The sequence below is a fragment of the Campylobacter avium LMG 24591 genome (assembly GCF_002238335.1).
Taxonomy (GTDB): domain Bacteria; phylum Campylobacterota; class Campylobacteria; order Campylobacterales; family Campylobacteraceae; genus Campylobacter_D; species Campylobacter_D avium.
This window is the reverse complement of sequence record NZ_CP022347.1, coordinates 1,151,653-1,172,876: the sequence shown is the minus strand read 5'-3', so window position 1 is coordinate 1,172,876 and position 21,224 is coordinate 1,151,653. Positions and strand designations below refer to the sequence as shown.

Sequence of the window (21,224 nt, the reverse complement as noted above, 5' to 3'; positions counted from 1 at the left end):
AGATGAAATTTACTAAGCAACAAAAGGATTTATTTAGGAAAAATTTAAAAGCTTTAAACAACCCTCTTTTAAAAGATGAGTTAGCAAAGATAAAGGAAGTTAGGCTTTATAAGAGCATTTTTGGTTCTGATTCTTTGGATATAAATTTTCTTGATTTAAGGGATAATAAAAAGCTTTTTAATAACACCCTAGCTGAAATTCAAGCAAAAATCAATCTTTACAATGATAAATACAAGCATTACAAATGCTTTTTATTTTACGGTTTTGCAAATGGAATTTTATACAAGGCTTTATTGCAAAATAAAAATTTGCTCCACATAGCAGTTTTTGAACACGAGTTAGAGCTTATCTATCTTTGCTTTCACTACATAGATTTTTCAGATGAGCTTTCCTCAAATAGACTTCTTATCATACATAGCAAAAAAAATATATACAAAACCTTGCAATTTCTTTACGAGGCTCAGGGGGTATTTTTTAGGTATAGTAGGGTGTATTTTCTTGACTTAGCTTGCGATTATTATGATAAATTCTCACAAGATATTATAGAGCTTAATAAAAAGATAATTTCTGCCATTAAAAAAACCACATTTTTATACGGAAATGACCCGCTAGATAGCTTACAAGGTGTATCACAGCTTACTTACAATCTAAAAGATATGATTAGCAACCCTTGCTTTAAAGATGTCTTAGAGCAAAGAAGAAATTTAGGTAAAACAGCTATCATAGTAGCAACTGGACCCTCTTTACACAAGCAATTACCACTTCTTAAAGAATACGCTAAAAACTCAACTATATTTTGTGCGGATTCTGCTTATCCTATACTTATGCAAAATGACATTGTGCCTGATTATGTTTGTATGGTTGAAAGAACTGACTTTACAGCTGAGTTTTTTAAGCACGATTTTGGTTCAAAAGATGATGATACAGTTTTCGTTCTAGCAGCCTTGGTTCATCCAAATGCCATTTCTTATCTTAAAAACAGAAATAAGCAAATCGTGCTAATACCAAAGGTATCACAGTTTGCCCTATATCTTAACTTGAGTGCTTACGGTCTTTTAAATCTAGCTCCTTCTGTGTCGCATTTTTCCTTTTTAATGGCACATGTCTTAGGTTATAAAAATGTTATTATCATAGGACAAGACTTAGCTTATGCAGATGATGGCTCTTCTCATACTGTGAATTATCAGCATGGAGAGAAATTCGAAGATGATATGTATACTAAGTTCGCAGTTACTGCTTATGGTGGCGAGGGTGAGGTGCAAACTCATATGTTTTGGCAGTATTTTAAAGAGGTTTTAGAGCAAAGTTTTATGCATTTTAATCACAGTATTAATATCTACAATGCCACGCAGGGCGGTGCAAGGATAGAACACTGCATAGAAAAGCCCTTTAGTGAGTGCAAACAAATGCTAGATGAAAATTTGGCTAAGCCTTTTGCAAGGATTATAAATCAAACAAGTAAGGCAAAGCAAGATGAGCGAATGCTAAAATCTTACTACAAAGTGTTGCTTTCTATGGCACACTGCTCTTATGAGGAGGAGATTTTATATAAAAATGTAGAGCCTATGCTTAAGAAAATAAAGGCTTATGAAAAGGACATACACGCAAGTAGGGCTGAAATAAGTGAGGATTTAGCCAAGCTTAATAAGCTAGAAAAAGAACTTCTAATCACTAATCAATACGCCTCCACTCAAGAAATAATGCAACCTCTAATAGTGCAATTTAACCTAAATTTCACCCGAATGGCTGTTTTAACTACCAATAGCAAGGAAGAGGAAGATGAGAAAAATTTTGTGATGTTAAAAGAAATGATTTTGTTTTTTGACTATATGAGAGGTATTTTTAAGGCTCAAAGAGAGGCTTTAGATGAAAATGTAAAGCCCTTAAAGCAAGAGCTAATAGCTAGAGGCTATGAAGTAAGAATGCATCGTATAAAAGATAGGATAGAGAAAATTAAAAAACGGGGGGGGGCTTTTAGTTATGTTGATAGCATCGCACAAATCAAAGGAAAATATTTACAACGTTTCCACATCAACGGGGGGGGGGGTATTGAAGTTTCTTGATACGCACACCATCACCATCAAAGGAGAAAATGTATTATGAAAAAAACACAGTTGCTTGATAAGAATTTAAGTGCTATGAAAGCACCGGCTTTTCAGCCCTTGGTTAAAAAACTTAAACGCATTAAGCAAAGCAAAAAATTTGAGCCATTTTTTGACCTTTATGAGCCACTGAATTTAAACATCACAGAGCTTAAGAGCAAGGAGAGATTTTATAAAAATCCTTTAGAAGAGATGAAAGAAAAGCTTGATAGCATAGAAAAGGAAAGGGCAAGGTATCCTAGCTTGTTTTTTTATGGTATGGGAAATGGTGTTTTATACAAGGCGCTTTTGCAAAATACTAACCACAAAAGAATCATAGTCTTTGAAAAGGAAATAGAGCTTATATTTATAGCCTTTTGTATAATTGACTTTTCTCAGGACTTGCTAAGGTCAAGGCTTGTTGTTTTTCTTTCCTCTCTTTTTGATGAGCAACGTTCAGAAAGCATTTTCAACCTAAGCGAGATACACTTGCTTAACCGCTCGTATCACTTGGAGCTTAACTGTGATTATTATGATAAATACAAAAAGGACATTTTAAAAATAAATTCCATAAATCACAAATCTATAGTAGCTACAAATTTAAAGAAAGGCAACGACACAAGAGACGCCTTGCAAGGCATAGAGCAGTTTGTAAGACATATACCAAATATGATAACGCGTCCAAGTATGCAAGAGCTTATCAAAAAGAGGAAAAATAAGGCTGAAACAGCTATCATAGTAGCAACAGGACCAAGTCTTGATAAACAGCTAAAACTGCTTAAAAAATACCATAAAAGGGCAAGTATTTTTTGCCTTGATGCTTCCTATCCTATACTTGCAAAGGAGGGCATTAAGCCTGATTATGTCTTGAGTTTAGAAAGGGTTGCTGCTACTTCTGAATTCTTTGACAATGATTTTGGAGATTTTGATAAGGATATTTTATTTGTGCTTTTAGCCCTAACTCACCCAAATACTATAAAATACCTAGAAAGAAATAAAAGAAATTATATGCTAACACCAAGGTCTTTGCCTATTGCAAGCGCTTTAAACATAAAGGGGTATAATCCACTTACTGGTATGACTGTATCGCATATGGCTGTGCAACTTGCAAATTACTTAGAGCATAAAAATATCATCTTAATAGGACAGGATTTGGCATTCGCAAAGGACGGCTTGACGCATTCTAAGGCTTATCCTAGAGGCACAAAAAAAGCAAAAGAGGAAATTGGTAGAATTCCAAAGCAAACAGTAAAGGCTTATGGAGGGATTGGAACTGTTGAGACTACTCAAATTTGGTGGCTTTTTAAGCAGATTTTTGAATTTATGTTTAGCGGACCTCTTAAAAATGTAAATATCTACAATGCCACTGAGGGTGGTGCTAGGATAGAAAACTGCATAGAAAAACCTTTTAAAGAGTGCTGTGAGGAGCTTTTAAGCAAGGATATTAAAAAGCCTTTTCCTAAGGTAAAGCCTTATAGTAGGCAAGAACAAAATGACTTACTTTTAAAGGCTTATAAGGATATAAAAAGCTTTCAAAAACGCACCGAGACGCTTTTAAAAGAGTGTCGCAAGGTTTCTAATCAAATGGCACAAATCATTCACGCACAAGTTCCAAAAGTAAGCTTACAAACTGTTTATGAGAATTTAGACAAGATAAAAACAAGGTTAGGCAGCAAGAGGTATGCTTACTTAGCTGAGGTTTTAGGACCATCGCTTCATCACTATGAAAGCTCTTTAGCACCTCTTTATCTGCAAAACATACAAAATGATTCAGATAAGCAAAATAAGATGTTAGCTTGGATTTACGCTCATGAGTCTTGGATTGATGATGTGTATAATTTTTCTTTACTATCAAACTCAATCTTTAAAAACTCTATAGTGCCTTTAAGAGAGCTTTTAGAAAAAAGGAATGTGCTTTAAGCTACTCATTCCTTAAGGTTTCAAGCACATCAACTTGGGTTGCTTTTTTAGCCGGGTAGTAAGAGCTAAGTGCTACTATCGCAGTAGCACCAATTACTGTATAGATGAAGTCTAGGGCTGATAAGTCAAGCGGTAATTTGCTAGAACCATAAACATCAGCTGGAAGCTCTATGATGTTGAAATTTCCCAAAATCCACATAGCAAAAAAGGCAAGGATAATGCCAGCTATCATACCGCCAAAGCCAACAAGGCAGCCCAAAGTAAAAAAGCTTGTTTTAATCTCTTTTTTTGAAGCGCCAAGTGCTAGAAGTAGGGCGATTTCGCTGCGTCTATTCATAACTATCATAAGCAAAGAGCTTACTATATTTAAGCTAGCAACTAAGATTATGAGCATTAAAACTATAAACAAAGCCGTTTTTTCTAGCTCTAAGGCTGAAAATAAATTTGCATTATCCTCCCACCAGCCAAAGACTAAAAAGCCCTCGCCTAGAAAGCTTTGCAAGGTGTTTAGGTCTTTTTGCGCATCGCTTGAATATACATGTATGCCGTGATAAAGTCCATCTCTTACATTTAAAAGCTTTCTAAGCGCACCTACATCAGCATACATATAAGCCTTATCATAAAAAGATAGGCCTGAGGTGAAATTAAATTTAACATCAAATCTCTTGCTTTGCGGTATCAAGGCAAGGGCATTTGGGCTTAAATTTGAAAAAATAATGCTTAATTTATCATTTGTATTTAGTCTAAATTCTTTAAACAAGGCAGAGCCTATTAAGATGTCGTAATCTTTTAGTTCATTATCTTTCAAAGCATCGGCTACGATTTTGTTAATCTTTTTTTCATCTTTTGAATTTATTCCAAATAAAATTCCACCCTCAAATTTATTCTCACCTCTTGCGATAACCTGCGTGCTTATATAAGGACTAAAATTTAAAGTTGGAAAAGAATTCTTTAGCTCATTTACCAGCTCATCATCAACTTGCGTAAATTTAGAAACTATGGTCAAAGGATAGTTCATAACAAAAAATCTTTCTTTAAAATCCTTTGAAAAGCCGTTCATTATAGCCATAGCCACAAGCAAAACGCAAAGCCCAACGCAGACTCCCAAAAAGGCAAGTATCATCGAAAGCATGATGAATGGTTGCGTCTTATCAAACCTTAGATATTTGAAAAGTAAATATCTCCACATTAAGCTAAAATTCCTCTTTTTGGGCCACTCTTGCCGCAGCATTCTTTGTATTTTTTACCTGAGCCGCAAGGACAAGGTGAATTTCTAGGTATCTTTTTTGAAGAGCTTGAAACAGTTTCTCTAGCTGTTTCTTCTTGTCCGTTTGATTGCTTAGAATTTTGTAAAAGCTCATCGTTTTTTTCGCTCGCTCTTTCTTCGAAATTCTTGCTATCTTTTTCGTTGATTTTTAAGCTAAAAAGTAGCTTTATGCTTTCAAATTTTATCCTTTCTACAAGCTCTAAAAATAAATTATAACTTTCTTTTTTATACTCCACTAGAGGGTCTTTTTGATTATAACCTCTTAGCGAAATTCCTGTTTTTAGGATGTCCATTTGATACAAATGCTCTCTATAAGCGTTGTCAAGCACTTGCAGATAAAAAATTCTCTCAACCTTTTTTCTATCGAGCTCGTCTAAAACGGACATTTTTTCATCATAGCTTTTGTTGAGAAAAGAATCCAATTTATCCATAAGCTCATCCGTGCTTAGGTTTTCTAAATTTTCTTTAAGTTCAAGGTTGAAATCAGTGGCTATTTTGATTTTTAAAGCCTCTATATCTATGTCTAAATCATCTTTTATAATGCTTTGATCATTTGGCAAAGAGCTCACATACTCGCCTATGTTTTGTGAAATTTTAGCCCTTATGTTAAAGTCCTCATCCAAAAGTTCGTTTCTGTATTTATATATAGTTTTTCTTTGCTCATTTGCCACATCATCATACTCAAGCAGGTGTTTTCTGCTCTCAAAATGCATGCTTTCAACCTTTTTTTGCGCATTTTCAACAGCCCTTGTGACTATGCTTGATTCTATGCTTTCGCCCTCAGCAATGCCTAGCCTATTCATAATGCTTTTAATCCTATCCCCACCAAAAATTCTAAGCAAATTATCTTCTAAGCTTAGATAAAATCTACTCATGCCAGGATCACCCTGCCTACCTGCACGGCCTCTTAATTGATTATCAATTCTCCTACTTTCGTGCCTTTCAGTGCCTATGATATAAAGCCCGCCAAGGCTTCTTACCTCATCATCTATCTTTATATCAACCCCACGCCCTGCCATATTTGTAGCTATGGTCACGGCTCCTTTTTTGCCCGCATCAGCTATAATTAAGGCTTCTTGCTCGTGGTTTTTAGCATTTAGCACATGATGAGCGATACGTTCTTTAACCAGCATTGAGTGAAAAACCTCGCTTCTTTCTATGCTCGCAGTACCTATTAATACAGGTTGCCCCTTTTTGTTCGCCTCTTTTATATCAGCAATTACTGCTTTAAATTTCTCATCCTGTGTTTTGTAGATTAAGTCGTTTTTGTCAATTCTTTTTACAGGCAAATTTGTAGGTATGGAAATAACATCAAGGCTGTAAATTTGTGAAAACTCGGTTGCTTCGGTTTGAGCGGTTCCTGTCATGCCGGCTAGTTTGTCATACATCCTAAAATAATTTTGAAAGGTTATGTCAGCTAGGGTTTGGCTTTCTTCTTGAATTTTAACCCCTTCCTTTGCCTCTAAGGCTTGGTGAAGTCCCTCGCTAAAACGTCTACCCTCGCTAAGTCTACCTGTAAATTCATCAACTATTACAACTTGATTTTCCCTTAGCACATAATGCACGTCTTTTTCAAAGAGATTATGAGCCTTTAGGGCTTGATCTAGCTGGTGTGCTAAAATGGCATTATCCAGGCTGTATAAATTTTCAACTCCAAAAAGCTTTTCAGCCTTTGAAATTCCAGCCTCAGTAAGCAAAATCGTGCGGTTTTTCTCATCCACAACAAAATCCCCACTTGCCTTTTCATTTGGCATAGTAGCAGCTTCGCCTTTTTGCATTTTCTTTGCTACTTCATTTGCCTTGATGTAGCCATCTAAGGTTCTGCTAGTTGGACCACTGATAATAAGCGGCGTTCTAGCCTCGTCGATTAAAATACTATCGACCTCATCAACGATTACAAAATTATGCTCTCTTTGCACCTGTTCAGCCAAAGAGTATTTCATATTATCTCTTAAATAATCAAAGCCAAATTCATTGTTTGTTCCGTAGGTTATGTCGCTGTTATAAGCTATTTTCTTGCTTTCATCATCATGCAAATTTGATAAAATTACCCCAACGCTAAAGCCTAAAAATTTATAAATTTCGCCCATTTGCTCGGCATCTCTTTTAGCTAGGTAATCATTTACAGTTACGACATGCACACCTTTTTTGCTCATGGCATTTAAAACGACGGCCAAAGAAGCCACCAAGGTCTTTCCCTCGCCCGTTTTCATCTCTGCTATTTTGCCCTCGTGCAGCACCATGCCGCCGATTAACTGCACATCAAAATGACGCATATTTAAAACTCTTTTGCTAACCTCTCTAACTATGGCAAAAACATCCACTAAGGCATTATCAAGTGATAAATGTTTGTTTAAAACCTTATCTTGTAGTTTTGCGAATTCGCTTTTTAGCTCCTCATCACTTAGTTTTTCGTACTTGCTTTCTAAAAAATTTATCTCATTTACTCTTTTAAAATATTTTTTGATTTCTCTATCGTTTTTGGTTCCAAAAATACTTTTGATTATCTTTAGCATAAACATGTCCCCTTGAAATTTTAAAACATAAATTGTAGCTTTTGTTTATTTAAACTTAAATAAACTTAGTTACAATAGCACATCTTTTTTAGGAGAGTAAATGAGGATTTTTTTACTTTTTTTTCTAGCTTTTTTTCCACTTTTTGCTTTTGAAACTCAGTTTAAGACTTTTAAAAGTGAATTTACGCAGCTTGTGAGTTCTATGAATTCAAAAATAACTTATAAAGGTAGTTTTTATCTAACTCCTAATGAGGCTTTTTGGTCTTATGAAAGCCCTGCTAATAAGCAAATTTATATCAAAAACAAAGAAGTTGTGATAGTTGAGGAGGATTTGGAGCAAGTTATTATTAGCAAGCTTAATAAAATTCCAAATTTAAGCATTATTTTTAAAAACGCTAAGAAAAAATCTGAAAATAAATACGAAACCGTGTATGACGGTGTCTTGTATGATATAAGTTTAGAAAATGGCGAGGTAAACACGGTGACTTATAAGGACGAGTTTGATAATGTAGTTACTATAAGCTTGTTTAATCAAGAAAGAAATATACCCTTAAATTCTAACATCTTTAATGCGAAATTTCCGCCGCATTATGATGTTGTAAGATAAGAGGGGTATTTTGCACAAAAGTTTACTGTATTTTTTCCTTTGTATTTTTTGTTTTGCTAAAGATTTTAACATAGTTGATTATTTTCATGGTCAATTTAAAGATATTTATCACAACGGCTCTCATGGCATTATCGTGCCTCTTAATACCTGGCATAATAGGCTTGCTTATGATGATGAGCATATAAGCAGATATAATGAAATGCCTTGGGGGCTTGGTTATGCAAGGCTCGTTCAAAACGATAAAGAACAATACGGACTTTATGCCGTTGTTTTTGAGGATTCAAACTACCATATGCAAAGCATGTTTGGCTATATACACAGCTATTTTTTAAATGACCATAAAATCAAATTCTCACTTGGCTACACCGTTGGCTTTGTTCAAAGGCATGAGTATTATTATGTGCCAATTCCGCTTCCTTTGCCGGTAATAGGTATAAATTTAGACAGATTATCCATACAAAGTGCTTATATACCTGGCTTTAAAAATTTCGGCAATGTCGCCTTTACTTACATAAGCTTTAGATTTTAATTTCCAAGCAGGATGTAGGTTTTATTTGCTAAGGCTTTGAAACTTTCGTGTTTGCTTAATCCAACGCAGGCTTTATTGCTTGAAGTGCTTGTAAAATCAGCATTCATCAAGGCGTTGCTAGCTGATAAGACCTGATTTTGTAAGCTCTTGTCCTTTGCCTTGTCTATGGCTTGGTTTTGAAGTCTTATGAGATTTTGTATGAGATTTTTTACATTATCATTGCTTGCTATGCCAAAGGCTAGTATGTTGCTTTCGTTCATAAAGATTAGTTTCAAACACTCATCATCATTTGATACTTTAAAATTCACCTCTTTTAAGCTTATGTTGTTTAAATCCACATTTTCAATGGCAGAAATGGAGCTCATAACCCCGGTGCTAGATAGTTCATCATTTTTTAGGGCATAGGTGTTAAAATCGCTAATCATGGTTTTAAGATTAGAAAGTGCCTTGCTGATTTCAGCCTCATCTTTGCTAGAGCTAAATCTAGGCAGGGCAATGGCAGCTAAAATTCCTAAAATCACTATCACAAATATAAGTTCTAAAACAGTAAAAGCCTTTCTCATGCGCCACCTCAAACAAAATCAAAATTTACATTTTTGCTATGTAAAATATCATCTTTAAAACTTACAAAGTTAGATTTTTTAAATAAAGAACAAGCAGCCCTAGCTATCATCACAGCATTATCGCTGCAGTATTTTAAGGGAGCTAGTTTTAACTTGCACTCATATTTTTCGCATAGTTTTTCAAGCCTTAATCTTAGCTTTAAATTTGCACTTGCTCCGCCAACAACGCCAAAGCTTTTGAATTTCTTTTGTTTAAAAACAAGTTCTAATTTATCTATGATATGTGCTATGGCCGCTTCTTCAAAGGCAAAGGCGATTTCGCTTTTTATTTCTTTGTTTAAATTTTCGTGTTTTAAAAGCTCTAATCTTACTTGATTTTTAAGTCCAGAAAAGCTGTATTTTAAATCCTTGGTATTTTTTAAAGGCACGGTAAAATTTAGCTTTTTTTCCCTTGCTTCTTTTGCCAAGCTTTCTACCACAGGACCGCCCGGATAAGATAAATTCATCATCTTAGCAACCTTATCGAAGCTTTCTCCAAAGCTATCATCACTCGTGCTTGCTAGAATTTCATTTTTACCCTTTTCATCCACATGTAAAATCATCGTATGACCGCCGCTAACAAGCAAAATAGCAATGTCAAATTTTTCCTCTTTGTCTAAAAATAAAGAGTAGATGTGTCCTTGCAGGTGATTTACGGCTATTAGCGGTAAATTCATGCTCAAAGCCAGTGTTTTTGCCATTGTTATGCCGGCTATTAAAGATACTGTTAAGCCAGGTTCGTTTGTAACTGCTACGGCGCATAATCTATCAAGGTGTGTCTTGCACTTAGATAAAATTTCAGCCAAAAGCTGTGTGTGAAGTCTTGCGGCAAGCTCAGGCACCACGCCTCCGTATTTGCTATGCTCTTTTTCTTGAGATAGTTTTGCTTCAAAAATCACCTCAAAACTATCTTTATTCATAATGGCAATAGAACTATCATCGCAAGAACTTTCTATGGCTAAAATGCAGTCTTTCATTTAAATTCTACCAAGATAGAGCCTAAAAATTTATCCTTTTTAAGAGCTTCTTTAAACTGTGCGTCGCTTATATAAGGTGCTTTGTCTATGGTTTTGCTGTTGTTTTTTGGAAATAATTGCTGAGGTAAATCTGCATATCTTAGCTCATAAAATTCCACTCTAAAAAACTTACCCGCAGCATCTAAGGAATACTGCCTTAACATCTTGTCTTTTGTAATTACAATCCCGCTTTCATCTTTGGAGTGGTTAAAGCCTATCACATTTACGCGAACCCCGCTCATCTTAGGAATCATAAACTCATTACTAACAGTAACCTTGCTTGCAAAAGGTATTACTTTGCTTTTTCCATCTACAATTATTTCAAATTCATCAAAGGCATAGGAGAATTCAAAATACTCAGGAAATAACCTGCTTTGAAAATTATTTCCATACTGAACAAAAAAGGAATTATTATCAGCAACTATTGCCGTGATTTCATTGCTAGTTTCATAGCCAAGTGTTCCATAAATTGGCGTTGGAACGTAGTTTATACTAGGCTTTGGCTTATCTAGTATATAAAGAATTTTATCTCCAAAAAGCTTTATGTAAAGCTCTTGATTTATCACCTTTTTAATAGCTTCAGGATTTAGCTCAAAAGATCTTTGAAATTCAATGCCAGCTATGTTAAGATAGTGTTCTATGGCAAGCAAATGATAATACACTCTTAAATTCACAGGCAAATTCTTAGATGCTTCGTTTGCAAAGGCTGCTTTGTTGTTTGAGATGGCAAAATAAGTAAGAGCTTTTAGCATTTCGCTATCGTCTAATTCTTTTGTTCTTGTGTTTTTTACAAAATATTTATGTTTTGGGTCTACTAAAAAAGAATTCACAGCCTCAACAGCACTTTGCGCAATTAAATCAAGGCGGTTGTATTTACTTGCATTTATTTCGTGAGTATCTATTACGCTTGAGTTGCCCCATCTTTTAGGATTTTTCATAGAATTCATGAAATTTGGTCTGTAAAAACCCCAGCCATCGTGAAGATTTATCACCATGCCCACCTCATCTCTTAAGATGAGTTCTTTTATCCTTTGTACTGTTTTATAATCAGGATCATTTGGGCTAAGGTTTGCAAATTTGCGGTTTAAGTCCCCGTTTGCACCTCTGCTTCTTTTTATAATGCTATCAAAGGCTAAATTTGGTGCGACTATAATCTTACCCTTTGTTATATTGTAATCGCTAATTAACAAGGAAGCCGCATGAAAGCCGCCAGGCTCATCCCCTTGCATACCACCAAAAATCAAAACAGTATTATTATCATCTAAGCTCACGCCTTTTTCAGTGACGGTAAAATCCAAAGCTACTGTAAATGAGAGCAGAAAAAATATAAGTATAAAAGGCCTAAAAAACATAATTTTTACAAAATTCCTTTACTTTAGTATTTAGTTCAAAAACTTCGTCTATTTCTTTAATATCAGGTGAGTTAAAACGCTCTAAAGCCTCATACACACCATTTGATATGTCTAAAAACGAGCAGTCCCCTTTTAAAAATTTATGCACGAAAAATTCATTTGCAGCATTTATTATAACGCCTAAATCAGGATTTTTAAGCAAGTCCTTTCTTAAAGCATAAAGTGGGTATTTTTTTAAACTAATTTCGTGAAATTTTAAACAAGGAAGCTTCAAAATGTCAAGTGTTTTGATGATATTTTTATCATTTTTTTTAAGTATGGCTTGTGAAATGGCAAGTTTCATATCAGGCTTAGAAAGGTAAAGACTAACTCCTCCGTCTTTAAACTCGCATAGGGCGTGTATTAAGGATTTTGGCTCTATAACAGCTTCGATTTTGTCAAAATCATATAGATGATAAGCCTCTATCAGCTCAAAAAGCTTATTTGCCATTGTGGCGCTGTCTATGGTGATTTTAGCCCCCATACTCCAATTAGGGTGCTTTAGTGCGTCTTTTGCCTTAACCGTTTTTAAATCTTTTCTTTTGTGTTTAAAAAAGGCTCCTCCGCTTGCTGTGATTATAAGTTTTTTGATATTTTTTTGCTTTTTAAGCAAGACATTTAAGGCAGCGTGTTCGCTATCTATGGCCTTTATCTTGGCATTTTTTAAGAACTTACCAGCAACTACCAAGCTTTCTTTATTCGCCAAAGCAAGTGTTTTTCCAAGCCTTTTAGCTTCCAGGCTTACTCTAAGGCCAGCAAAACCAACGATAGCATTTAGCACAAGCTCATCATTGCATTCTTGTAACATTTTTATCAGCCCCTCTTGAGAGCTAAAAATTCTACTCCTATCAAAATCCACAAGAGCCTTATCTTTTTCATTTTTTATGCAGACGAAAGAGGGCTTAAATTCAGCTATTTGTTGATTTAGTAGCTTTATGTTTTCTCCACAAGCTAAGGCACTTACCTTAAGCTTGTATTTTCTTGCTAAAAAAAGAGCGTTTAAACCTATACTTCCGGTGCTTCCGCATAGTATCATACAAGCACTACCATAGCTAATGCAGCGATTATGACAGCATCTATCCTATCTAAAACGCCGCCGTGTCCTGGGATGAGACTTGAGCTATCTTTTACATTTGCTTTTCTTTTGAAATAACTTTCTATCAAATCCCCCATAACGCCAAAAACAGCCACCACAAAGGACACAAACAAAGAAAATAAAAAGCTATAAGCAAACCAGCCAAAAATCGTGCCAAAAATACTAGCAAAGATTAGCCCGCCAAGCACGCCCTCAACAGTCTTTGAAGCGCTGCTTTTTGAAAATGGCGTGCTGCCTATTATCTTGCCTGTAAAGTATGCAAAGCTATCGCAAACAACTACTATAAATATCAGCCAAAAAAGCTCAAACATCCCCTCATTTACATACAAATGCCACAGTGCAAAAATAGGCACTGTAGGGTAGATGTAAGGTAAAATTTGCTTAAAATCCTCATCTTTTTTGTAAGCTATATATCCAAAAACTAGGCTTACAAGCAGCAAGGAAAGGGCTATTACTTCCGTAGTAAAAAATGCTATCACAAAGGCTATAAGTGCTAAAATAACACTAGCTTCATTTGCCTTAAACAAAGTCTTAGCCTCATTAAAAGCAAAAAATAGCAAGGCTGCTAAAACAACAAAGGTTAAAAGCTTGTCATTTATCAGGGCTACTAAGATTACAACACCGGCCATTACAAGACCAGCTACTATCCTTTTCATATCAAACAAAATAAACTCCTTAAATACTTAAATCCAAACGATGAATGTTGTGCGAGTGCTTGAATTTAGCCTCCTCTTCATCCTCTTGCACGAGTTCTATTTCCTCAACTTCTTCTTGGTTTTCAAAAGATTTATGCTCTTTGTTTTTCTTTTTTTTCTCTTCCTCTTCCTTTTTTTCTTTGATTTCTTCTTTTATTTCATGACTTTCATTTACTTTTTCAAGCTTATCTACTCTTTTTTCTTTTTCCTGAAATTCGTTTAAATTTGCTACTGTAGCGAAATTTGTCTTGGCCATTTCATTGCTTATATGCGTTGAAGGTAGGGTTACATTTTGATTTACAAACTGCGCATTTCCAAGAGGTGTAACAGCCATACTCACTCCTTTGCTATCTTTAAACTTTTATAGTTTGTATACTGCACAAAAGCCTTTTGTTGTATTTTAACAAATTTTCTTTGTGTGTAGTCTACTAAATACGAACCAGCTTGCAAATTTGACAAATTTACACATAAATTCGCTGCAAATTCTATCACATCATAATTAATCTTTTCCTTATTTGAGCGGATAAAAACATGAGAGCTTGGAAAGTCTTTTATATGAAACCACAAGTCATCTTTTTTCGCCTCTTTTAGTAAATACTCATTTGCCCTTTCGTTTTTACCGGCACTTATCTTAAAATTATTAAAATAAAAGTTTAAGACCGAAGGCCTGTCCTCGTTTTGTTTGTCGATTTTTTCTTTATTTGGTAGTAAAATTTCAAGCTCTACCTTGCTTTTTGCAAGTTTTATAAGCTTTTGTAATTCTTGTAAATTTTCTAATTTATCTTGCAAATTTTGTCTTTGCAAGTGTATATTTTTAGCCTTTTGTTTAAGTTTTTTTGCAAGTTTATAAAAGTCATTAGCACTTTCTTTTGCATTTTTGCTAAGTTCAAAATGCACTTCATTCCCATCAAAGTCTTTTAGGCTAAATTTTCTTTGAAAATTTTGTATTTCGTGCAGATTGCAAAACAACAAATCAGCCCTTTTGCTATGTTCATCAGCTCTTTTTAAAAGCTCATTTTCTTGCTCTAAGCCTTGCATGATAGTATTTAAAGCTTTGATTTTTTTATCAAGTTTGGCGAGTTTTATTTTTTTTGTATTTAAAAGCTCTTGTTTGGTTAAATTTTCAAAACTACTCTTAAAATACTCATCAAAATTTGTTATCTCCTCGCTTTTTTCCTTTATCTCTATTTCTTTTAAGGGCTCAAGCTTAAGGCCTGTTTTAACCACTCTGTAAGACTTATCCACATAGCGAAGTGCGCATAAAACTATGTCGTTTTCATCTACCATAATCACATTTGTATTTCTGCCCGTAAATTCAAAGTAAATTTTAAGCTCAAAGCTTTTGTAAGCTTTGCTTGCGCTTATTTTAAAGATTAAAATTCTGTTATTTTTAGGCACATAAATATCTTTTATATTTACAGAGCTAAAATGCTTTTTAAGCATTAAATCAAAAGGTGCTTTATACTCTTTTTCTAGTAGTTTTGCTGTGTAAATTCCGCTACTGTTTTTGCTTAAATCAAAAAGTAAAAAAAAGTCCTTTTCAAATGCGATTTTAAAAAGATTATCATCAATTCTTTTTATAAAAAATATCTTTTTATACTGTTTTAAAAAGTCCTTAATCTTAAGCAAACTGTGGTATTTCATGCAAGAAATCTCGTTTTTATTTTATTTTAATTCACTTTTACTTAAAATCCTCTTTATGAATTTATATGAAAATAAAGCTGTGCTCTTGTGCGGCGGCAAGTCAAGTAGAATGCAAAGGGATAAGTGTTTTTTGCAAATTAACAAACAAAGCTTAGTTAAGTATCAGTTTGATAAGCTTTCAAAGCTTTTTAAGGAAGTTTATATAAGCACAAAAGAGGATAAATTCGAAAAAGAATTTAAAAATTTAATCTTAGATGAGGCGAAATTTTACTCACCCTTGCTTGCACTTAAGTCAGTGCTAAGTTTTTTTAAGGATGAAAATGCTTATGTTTTTATCTGTGCCATTGATACTGTTAATATCTCAAAGCATGAAATTTCAAGGCTTTTTGAAAATTTAGAAAACTCAAAGGCCATAGTAGCAAAAAGCAATTATAAAACTCACGCATTGTGCGGCTTTTATCATACAAGCTTACTTTCTTTGTGCGAGGATTTTTTGCAAAAAAACAAGCACAAAATGCAAGATTTTTTAAAGGCTTGCGAGGCTAAAGAGCTTGAATTTAAGGATGATAAGGCCTTTTTAAATTTAAATTTTTACGAGCAGTATTTAGAGTTTATCAATGAAAATTAAAATTCTTTTTTTAACACTCACAGTAGCTTTATTTGCTAGTGACATAGACTTTGTAAAGCTTAATAAAGACAATTATTTAGGGCATAATAGCGGCACTAATTTCTTAAACATCAGCACACACGAGATAAATTACTTTTTGCCCCTTTCTTACACCTTTAAAGGCAAATACCCAAGCGATAAAAGAGCCGAGGCTAAATTTCAAATCAGCGTGAAAAAGCCTTTGTTTGAGGATATTTTTGGACTTGATGAGCGGTATTATTTTGCCTACACGCAAAAGGCTTGGTGGCAGATTTACAAGCACTCAGCACCATTTCGAGAGCTTAATTATAAGCCTGAATTTTTCATCTCCTTTCCTACGAAATTTGAAAATTTTAAGATTTTGCAAAACATAAGAGTGGGATTTGTACATGAATCAAACGGCAGAGATGATGAGAATTTGCTCTCTCGTTCTTGGAACAAGCTTTATGCCTCCTTTGCTTTTTTTCAGGGCCCTTTTATGATAGTGCCTAGAATTTATTACATCATTCCTGAAGCAAGCTTAAAAGATAATAAAGACATAGGCCATTACGCTGGGAATTTCGACCTTTCTTTGAAATACCTTGGCAAGAATTATTTTGGCGAAGTGCTTGTAAAAAACAACCTAAATTTCAAAGATAATAAAGCCTCTTTTGAGCTGAATTTAGGCTTTGAGCCCTTTAAAAATGGGGTATTTTTATATACGCAGTATTATTATGGCTATGTTGAGAATTTGCTAACTTATAAAAAACTTACTAATAAGCTATCAATAGGCTTTTTGATAGCTTATTAGCGAAAGGATTACTGTAAGAGTTGTAAGACATGTTGTTGAGAAGCATTAGCCTGCGCTAGTGCGTAAGAGCCACTTTGTGCTAGGATGTTGTTTTTAGAGAAATTCGCACTCTCAGCGGCAAAGTCAACGTCTCTTATGGTTGATTCTGCTGATTTTAGATTTACTTGAGTAACGCTTATGTTATTTACTGTTACTTGAAGCTGATTTTGCACCGAACCAATGTCTGCTCTAACTTGGTCTAAGTTTATGATGGCAGTTTCAGCAACATCCATAACAGCCATAGCACCGGTTAGGGTCGTAACGCCGGCAGTTTGCTCAAAGCCTATTTGCATTTGTCTTTGCTCTGTTCTTACTACGCCCAAAGCAGAGATTAAAGAAAGCCCGTTAGCTTGAGGTGAAGCAACTACTAATTCCCCATTTACAGTTGATACTTGTGAAAGTGCAACTGTGTAGACATTTGAGAATTTAACGCTAGATATGATATTTGCTAAGCCTGAAAAACCTTTAGTTGAAAGGCTCATATTTGATATTTGTCCAAGACCTGGCCCTATGTCTATATTATGTCCTACCATAGAAACTTGATTTGTTACGAATTGCGAAAGCCCAGAACCAGCTGTATACTGTAATTCTGTATATACTGAAAGCCCTGTGCCATTTAGCACTGTTAAAGAGCTTACACCTATGGTTATGGTAGCTATCTTTTCAAAGGAGTTAAAGCCCATTGCATCGGCTATTTTTTGGCTTAGCTTACCCTTAGTCTCTCTTAGTGAAACTGAAGCTTGAGATACAAGTTTATCATCATCAAAGCCAAAGCCCGTTCCGCTTACAGATATATCGCCCCCGTCATTTTTAACCAAAGATAAACGACCATAGTTTTCTAGCATATTTATAGGAATTCCAGCACCTTGGCCAATGCTACCTTCTATCTTTATACCACGACCGTCATTTGAAGTAAGCAAAAGCTGTCCGTTTGCGTCCCTTGTAGCCTCAACGCCTGTGGTATCTTTTTTAGAATTTATCGCAGCTATTAAGGCGCCATTTCCGTCGCTGTCCTTATACTCAACCTTGCCTATGATAACGCCATTTATGGTAAAATCCTCGCTTGTAACCCCAGCCTTGATAGGAGTTGAACCAGCGGTTTGCACATTAAAAGAAGCTCTAACGCCTGTTTTATCAGCCACTCTGTTAATCTCCTCAGCCAAAGCACCAAGCCCTGTTCCAACTGAAGTTGAGATGGTAACTCTTGGGAAAGTGAAATCATTAACCCCGTCATAGTTTCTTATAGTCATTTGAACTTGACCGCTACTCATAACATTTTGTCCTGTTTCAAAGCGAGTGAGGCCTATTTTGTTCGTTTGAGTTGAGCCAATAGATGCTTTTATGGTTTGGTTTGAGCTAACGCCGATTTGGAATTCTTGATTTATAAAACCACCGCTTAGAAGTTGCTTGCCATTAAAAGATGTTGTGTTTGCGATATTATCAAGCTCTTCCATAAGACGGTTGATGTCAGCTTGAAGCATATTTCTTGTCTTTGTGCTTTGTCCGTCTTGTGCGGCTTGAGTGGCCTTTGTTTTGATTGTATCTAGAATTTTAAGCTGCTCATCCATTGCCTTATCAGCGGTTTGAAGTATGGACATAGCGTCATTGCCGTTGTTTATGGCCTGTCCTAGAGTAGCAGCCTGTGAGCGAAGCTGGTCAGCTATGGCCATACCTGAAGCGTCATCCTTAGCAGAGTTTATCCTAAGACCTGATGATAGTCTTTCAAGCGAAGCGTCAAGCTGTCTTGAATTTACCACCATATTGTTATGAGCGTTAAGCGCACCGATGTTTGTGTTGATTCTTAAACTCATCGTAAATCCTTTCAAAATATTGCTAAAAGCTTTTAAGCAAAAAGTATTCCAAAAATTTTTTTGTGCGGATTGGCACTATCATTTTTATTTTAAAGACAAAAAACCTTTAAAAATTTATCCTTATGACAAGGAAAATCCACTCCAAATGCAAGGAATTTACAAAAGAAAAAGTCCTTTTTTAGACAAAGAATATTTTGTGGCAAACTATGCGAGGGCTATTGCGGATTTGGTATATTTTGATGAATGCAGCGAGCTTAAAAACTGCGTAAGAGATTATCTAATTTTTTGCATAGCAGGCGAATTCTCAAGCGTGTAGTATTTCAAGAAATATTATAGCAAGATAAACCGCAATCAGTAAAGCTAAAGAAAGAAAAAGCCCCGAGAGGGGCTTTAAGAAGGATTAAAACTACTGAAGTAGTCTTAAAACATTTTGTTGAGAAGCGTTTGCTTGTGCTAGAGCGTAAGCACCACTTTGAGCTAGGATGTTTGCCTTAGAGTAAGTAGCACTTTCAGCGGCAAAGTCAACGTCTCTTATGGTTGATTCTGCTGATTTTAGATTCACTTGAGTAACGCTTATGTTATTCAAAGTTTTTTCTATTTGTTGTTGCACAGAACCTATGTCAGCTCTGATTTGGTCTAGGTTTGTTATCGCAGTTTCAACAACGTCCATAACAGCCATAGCACCAGTTAAGGTTGTAACACCAGCAGTTTGCACATCGCCTATGTTATTAGCTCTAGCAGTTCCAGATAGTAAGATACCAGCTGTAGACATTGCAGAGAAGCCGTTTTGACCGCTCATTATTTGAAGCTCTCCATTAACTGTGCTTACTTGAGATAAACCAACAGAGTAGACATTAGAAAATCTAACTTGGCTTAATACATCTAATTGACTCAAACCTGTTCCTGCTTGAGTTGTAATGTTCATTAAAGATACTCTACCAAGTCCAGGACCTATGTCTATAACATTTCCTACCAAAGAAAGTAAAGAGGTAGTAAAGGTTGAAAGACCAGAACCCGCAGAATTAACTAGGTCGCCATTTGTGCTTAAGCCTGTTCCTGCTAGAACTGATGCAGCAGAAACACCTATTATTATAGAGCCTATTTTTTCAGAGCTGTTAAAGCCCATAGCATCAGCATAAGCTTGAGAAATTTGACCTTGAGTTTCTCTTAGTGAAACTGAAGCTTGAGATACAAGTTTATCATCATCAAAGCCAAAGCCCGTTCCACTTACAGCTATATCAGCACCGTCGTTTCTAACCAAAGATAAACGACCATAGTTTTCTCTCATATTTAAGGCTATACCTGTACCATTACCTATATCGCCTTCTATTTTTATACCACGACCGCTGTTTGAAGTAAGCACAAGCTCACCATTTGCACCTCTAGCAGCTTCAACACCTGTGGTGTCTTTCTTAGCGTTTATGGCATTTACAAGGGCACCGTTTTTATCACCGTCTTGGTAAGCAACCTTACCTATAACAACACCATTTATAGTGAAGTTATCTCCTGTTTCCCCAGCTCTTATAGGAGTTGAACCAGTTGTTTGAACATTAAAAGAAGCTCTAACACCTGTTCTATCAGAAACCCTGTTTATTTCCTCAGCCAAAGCACCAAGTCCTGTTCCAACTGAAGTTGAGATAGTTACAGCTTGGAAAGTAAAGTCATTAACCCCATCATAATTTCTTATAGTAAGTTGGGCTTGACCACTTTGCATAACATTTTGACCTGTTTCAAATCTTGTAACACCTATCTTTGAGCTTTGAGTTGAACCAATGCTAGCTTTGATGGTTTGATTTGAGCTAGAGCCGATTTGGAATTCTTGGTTTATGAAACCACCACTTAGAAGTTGCTTTCCGTTGAAAGATGTGGTGTTAGCGATGTTGTCAAGTTCTTCTATAAGACGGTTGATGTCAGCTTGAAGCATATTTCTTGTCTTTGTGCTTTGTCCATCTTGAGCAGCTTGAGTAGCCTTTGTCTTGATAGTTTCAAGAATTTTTACTTGCTCGTCCATAGCTTTATCAGCAGTTTGTAAGATACTGTTAGCATCGTTACCATTGTTGATAGCCTGTCCTAAAGTCGCAGCTTGAGAGCGAAGCTGATCAGCTATTGCCAAACCTGAAGCGTCATCTTTAGCAGAGTTAATCCTAAGACCTGATGAAAGTCTTTCTAAAGATGTGTTCAAACTCCTTGTGTTTAGAGTTGAAGTGTTGATCGCGTTAAGCGCAGATACGTTCGTATTTATACGGTATCCCATGGTAAATCCTTTTAGTTTGAATTCAAAGCTTCCTTTGCTTTGTTACTAGCTATATCGAAAACTTAGAAAAATACTTTATACTTTTTTGCAAAATTTTTTAAAAAAATGTAACCGTGGTTATAAAATGTGGAAAATAGGGCATTGGCAGAAACTTAAGAAGAAAGACTGTTATAAAACAATGTTAAGAAAGTTTGGAAAATGAGTGAAAAGATAGCTTTGCCTTACTTAAATTTTAACAGAAAGAGGAAAGCTTAAATATCATTAAGTCCCTTGCATAAGATATTTTAAAGCTAGGCACTTCTTATCACTAAAATCGCAGC

Annotated in this window: 17 protein-coding genes and 2 pseudogenes; 7 read left to right on the top strand and 12 right to left on the bottom strand. The window is 35.3% G+C overall.

The window, feature by feature from the left end:
- Positions 1–2: 2 nt before the first annotated feature.
- Positions 3–2,063: a motility associated factor glycosyltransferase family protein gene (locus CAV_RS05970; protein WP_094752840.1), complete on the top strand. Its 2,061-nt coding sequence runs from the start codon at positions 3–5 to the stop codon at positions 2,061–2,063.
- A 36-nt stretch (positions 2,064–2,099) separates the two neighbouring features.
- Positions 2,100–4,001 carry a motility associated factor glycosyltransferase family protein gene (locus CAV_RS05965; RefSeq protein WP_094325614.1) on the top strand — a complete coding sequence of 634 codons (1,902 nt, stop codon included), beginning with the start codon at positions 2,100–2,102 and terminating at the stop codon, positions 3,999–4,001.
- A 1-nt stretch (position 4,002) separates the two neighbouring features.
- Here CAV_RS05965 and CAV_RS05960 read toward each other — a convergent pair whose 3' ends face one another.
- Together CAV_RS05960 and secA are read right to left on the bottom strand one after the other, a co-directional pair.
- Complete coding sequence (locus tag CAV_RS05960; RefSeq protein WP_169711638.1) at positions 4,003–5,190, bottom strand: ABC transporter permease; 1,188 nt, start codon at positions 5,188–5,190, stop codon at positions 4,003–4,005.
- Entirely contained in the window at positions 5,190–7,784 is a 2,595-nt protein-coding gene (secA, locus tag CAV_RS05955; RefSeq protein ID WP_094325612.1) for a preprotein translocase subunit SecA, read from the bottom strand. Before secA ends, CAV_RS05960 begins: the two co-directional genes overlap by 1 nt.
- Before the next feature lie 100 nt (positions 7,785–7,884).
- Between secA and lolA the strand changes: the two genes are divergently transcribed.
- Both lolA and CAV_RS05945 read left to right on the top strand, forming a co-directional pair.
- Positions 7,885–8,391 carry a LolA-like outer membrane lipoprotein chaperone gene (gene lolA, locus CAV_RS05950; protein ID WP_094325611.1) on the top strand — a complete coding sequence of 169 codons (507 nt, stop codon included), beginning with the start codon at positions 7,885–7,887 and terminating at the stop codon, positions 8,389–8,391.
- 10 nt (positions 8,392–8,401) lie between these two features.
- Complete coding sequence (locus tag CAV_RS05945; protein WP_157676338.1) at positions 8,402–8,920, top strand: phospholipid:lipid A palmitoyltransferase; 519 nt, start codon at positions 8,402–8,404, stop codon at positions 8,918–8,920.
- Here the strand turns inward: CAV_RS05945 and CAV_RS09320 are convergent.
- The 8 genes and pseudogenes from CAV_RS09320 to CAV_RS05910 form a co-directional block, all read right to left on the bottom strand.
- Positions 8,917–9,024, bottom strand: a pseudogene (locus tag CAV_RS09320) (prepilin-type cleavage/methylation domain-containing protein); the annotation flags it as partial. The gene CAV_RS05945 and the pseudogene CAV_RS09320 overlap by 4 nt on opposite strands.
- An 86-nt stretch (positions 9,025–9,110) precedes the next feature.
- Positions 9,111–9,483: pseudogene (locus CAV_RS05940) on the bottom strand (type II secretion system protein); the annotation flags it as partial.
- Positions 9,484–9,491: 8 nt separating this feature from the next.
- Positions 9,492–10,499 (bottom strand): tRNA (adenosine(37)-N6)-threonylcarbamoyltransferase complex transferase subunit TsaD, encoded by a 1,008-nt coding sequence (gene tsaD / locus CAV_RS05935; protein WP_094325608.1) that lies wholly within the window; start codon positions 10,497–10,499, stop codon positions 9,492–9,494.
- Positions 10,496–11,890, bottom strand: coding sequence for a peptidoglycan D,L-carboxypeptidase Pgp1 (pgp1, locus tag CAV_RS05930; protein WP_094325607.1), 1,395 nt, complete (start codon positions 11,888–11,890; stop codon positions 10,496–10,498). Before pgp1 ends, tsaD begins: the two co-directional genes overlap by 4 nt.
- Positions 11,880–12,965, bottom strand: a complete 1,086-nt coding sequence (gene dxr, locus CAV_RS05925) for a 1-deoxy-D-xylulose-5-phosphate reductoisomerase (RefSeq protein WP_094325606.1) — start codon at positions 12,963–12,965, stop codon at positions 11,880–11,882. The genes pgp1 and dxr overlap by 11 nt, the downstream gene beginning before the upstream one ends.
- Positions 12,962–13,690: a phosphatidate cytidylyltransferase gene (locus tag CAV_RS05920; protein ID WP_094325605.1), complete on the bottom strand. Its 729-nt coding sequence runs from the start codon at positions 13,688–13,690 to the stop codon at positions 12,962–12,964. The genes dxr and CAV_RS05920 overlap by 4 nt, the downstream gene beginning before the upstream one ends.
- Before the next feature lie 10 nt (positions 13,691–13,700).
- A complete protein-coding gene (locus CAV_RS05915; protein WP_094325604.1) occupies positions 13,701–14,054 on the bottom strand; it encodes a hypothetical protein in 354 nt (117 codons plus the stop codon).
- A 2-nt stretch (positions 14,055–14,056) separates the two neighbouring features.
- On the bottom strand, positions 14,057–15,364 hold the full coding sequence (locus CAV_RS05910; protein WP_094325603.1) for an NFACT RNA binding domain-containing protein: 1,308 nt from the start codon (positions 15,362–15,364) through the stop codon (positions 14,057–14,059).
- Between CAV_RS05910 and CAV_RS05905 the strand changes: the two genes are divergently transcribed.
- Together CAV_RS05905 and CAV_RS05900 are read left to right on the top strand one after the other, a co-directional pair.
- Positions 15,363–15,992 carry a molybdenum cofactor guanylyltransferase gene (locus CAV_RS05905; protein WP_245807393.1) on the top strand — a complete coding sequence of 210 codons (630 nt, stop codon included), beginning with the start codon at positions 15,363–15,365 and terminating at the stop codon, positions 15,990–15,992. The two genes, CAV_RS05910 and CAV_RS05905, sit on opposite strands and share 2 nt — an antisense overlap.
- Positions 15,982–16,800, top strand: a complete 819-nt coding sequence (locus CAV_RS05900; protein WP_094325602.1) for a phospholipase A — start codon at positions 15,982–15,984, stop codon at positions 16,798–16,800. Before CAV_RS05905 ends, CAV_RS05900 begins: the two co-directional genes overlap by 11 nt.
- 8 nt (positions 16,801–16,808) lie before the next feature.
- Here the strand turns inward: CAV_RS05900 and CAV_RS05895 are convergent, their stop codons facing one another.
- Positions 16,809–18,650, bottom strand: coding sequence for a flagellin N-terminal helical domain-containing protein (locus CAV_RS05895; RefSeq protein ID WP_094752839.1), 1,842 nt, complete (start codon positions 18,648–18,650; stop codon positions 16,809–16,811).
- Positions 18,651–18,795: 145 nt separating this feature from the next.
- Between CAV_RS05895 and CAV_RS08905 the strand changes: the two genes are divergently transcribed.
- Positions 18,796–18,966 carry a hypothetical protein gene (locus CAV_RS08905; protein ID WP_157676336.1) on the top strand — a complete coding sequence of 57 codons (171 nt, stop codon included), beginning with the start codon at positions 18,796–18,798 and terminating at the stop codon, positions 18,964–18,966.
- 90 nt (positions 18,967–19,056) lie between these two features.
- On the opposite strand, the gene CAV_RS05885 is transcribed toward CAV_RS08905, so the two are convergent.
- A complete protein-coding gene (locus CAV_RS05885; protein ID WP_094325600.1) occupies positions 19,057–20,904 on the bottom strand; it encodes a flagellin N-terminal helical domain-containing protein in 1,848 nt (615 codons plus the stop codon).
- Positions 20,905–21,224 lie beyond the last annotated feature (320 nt).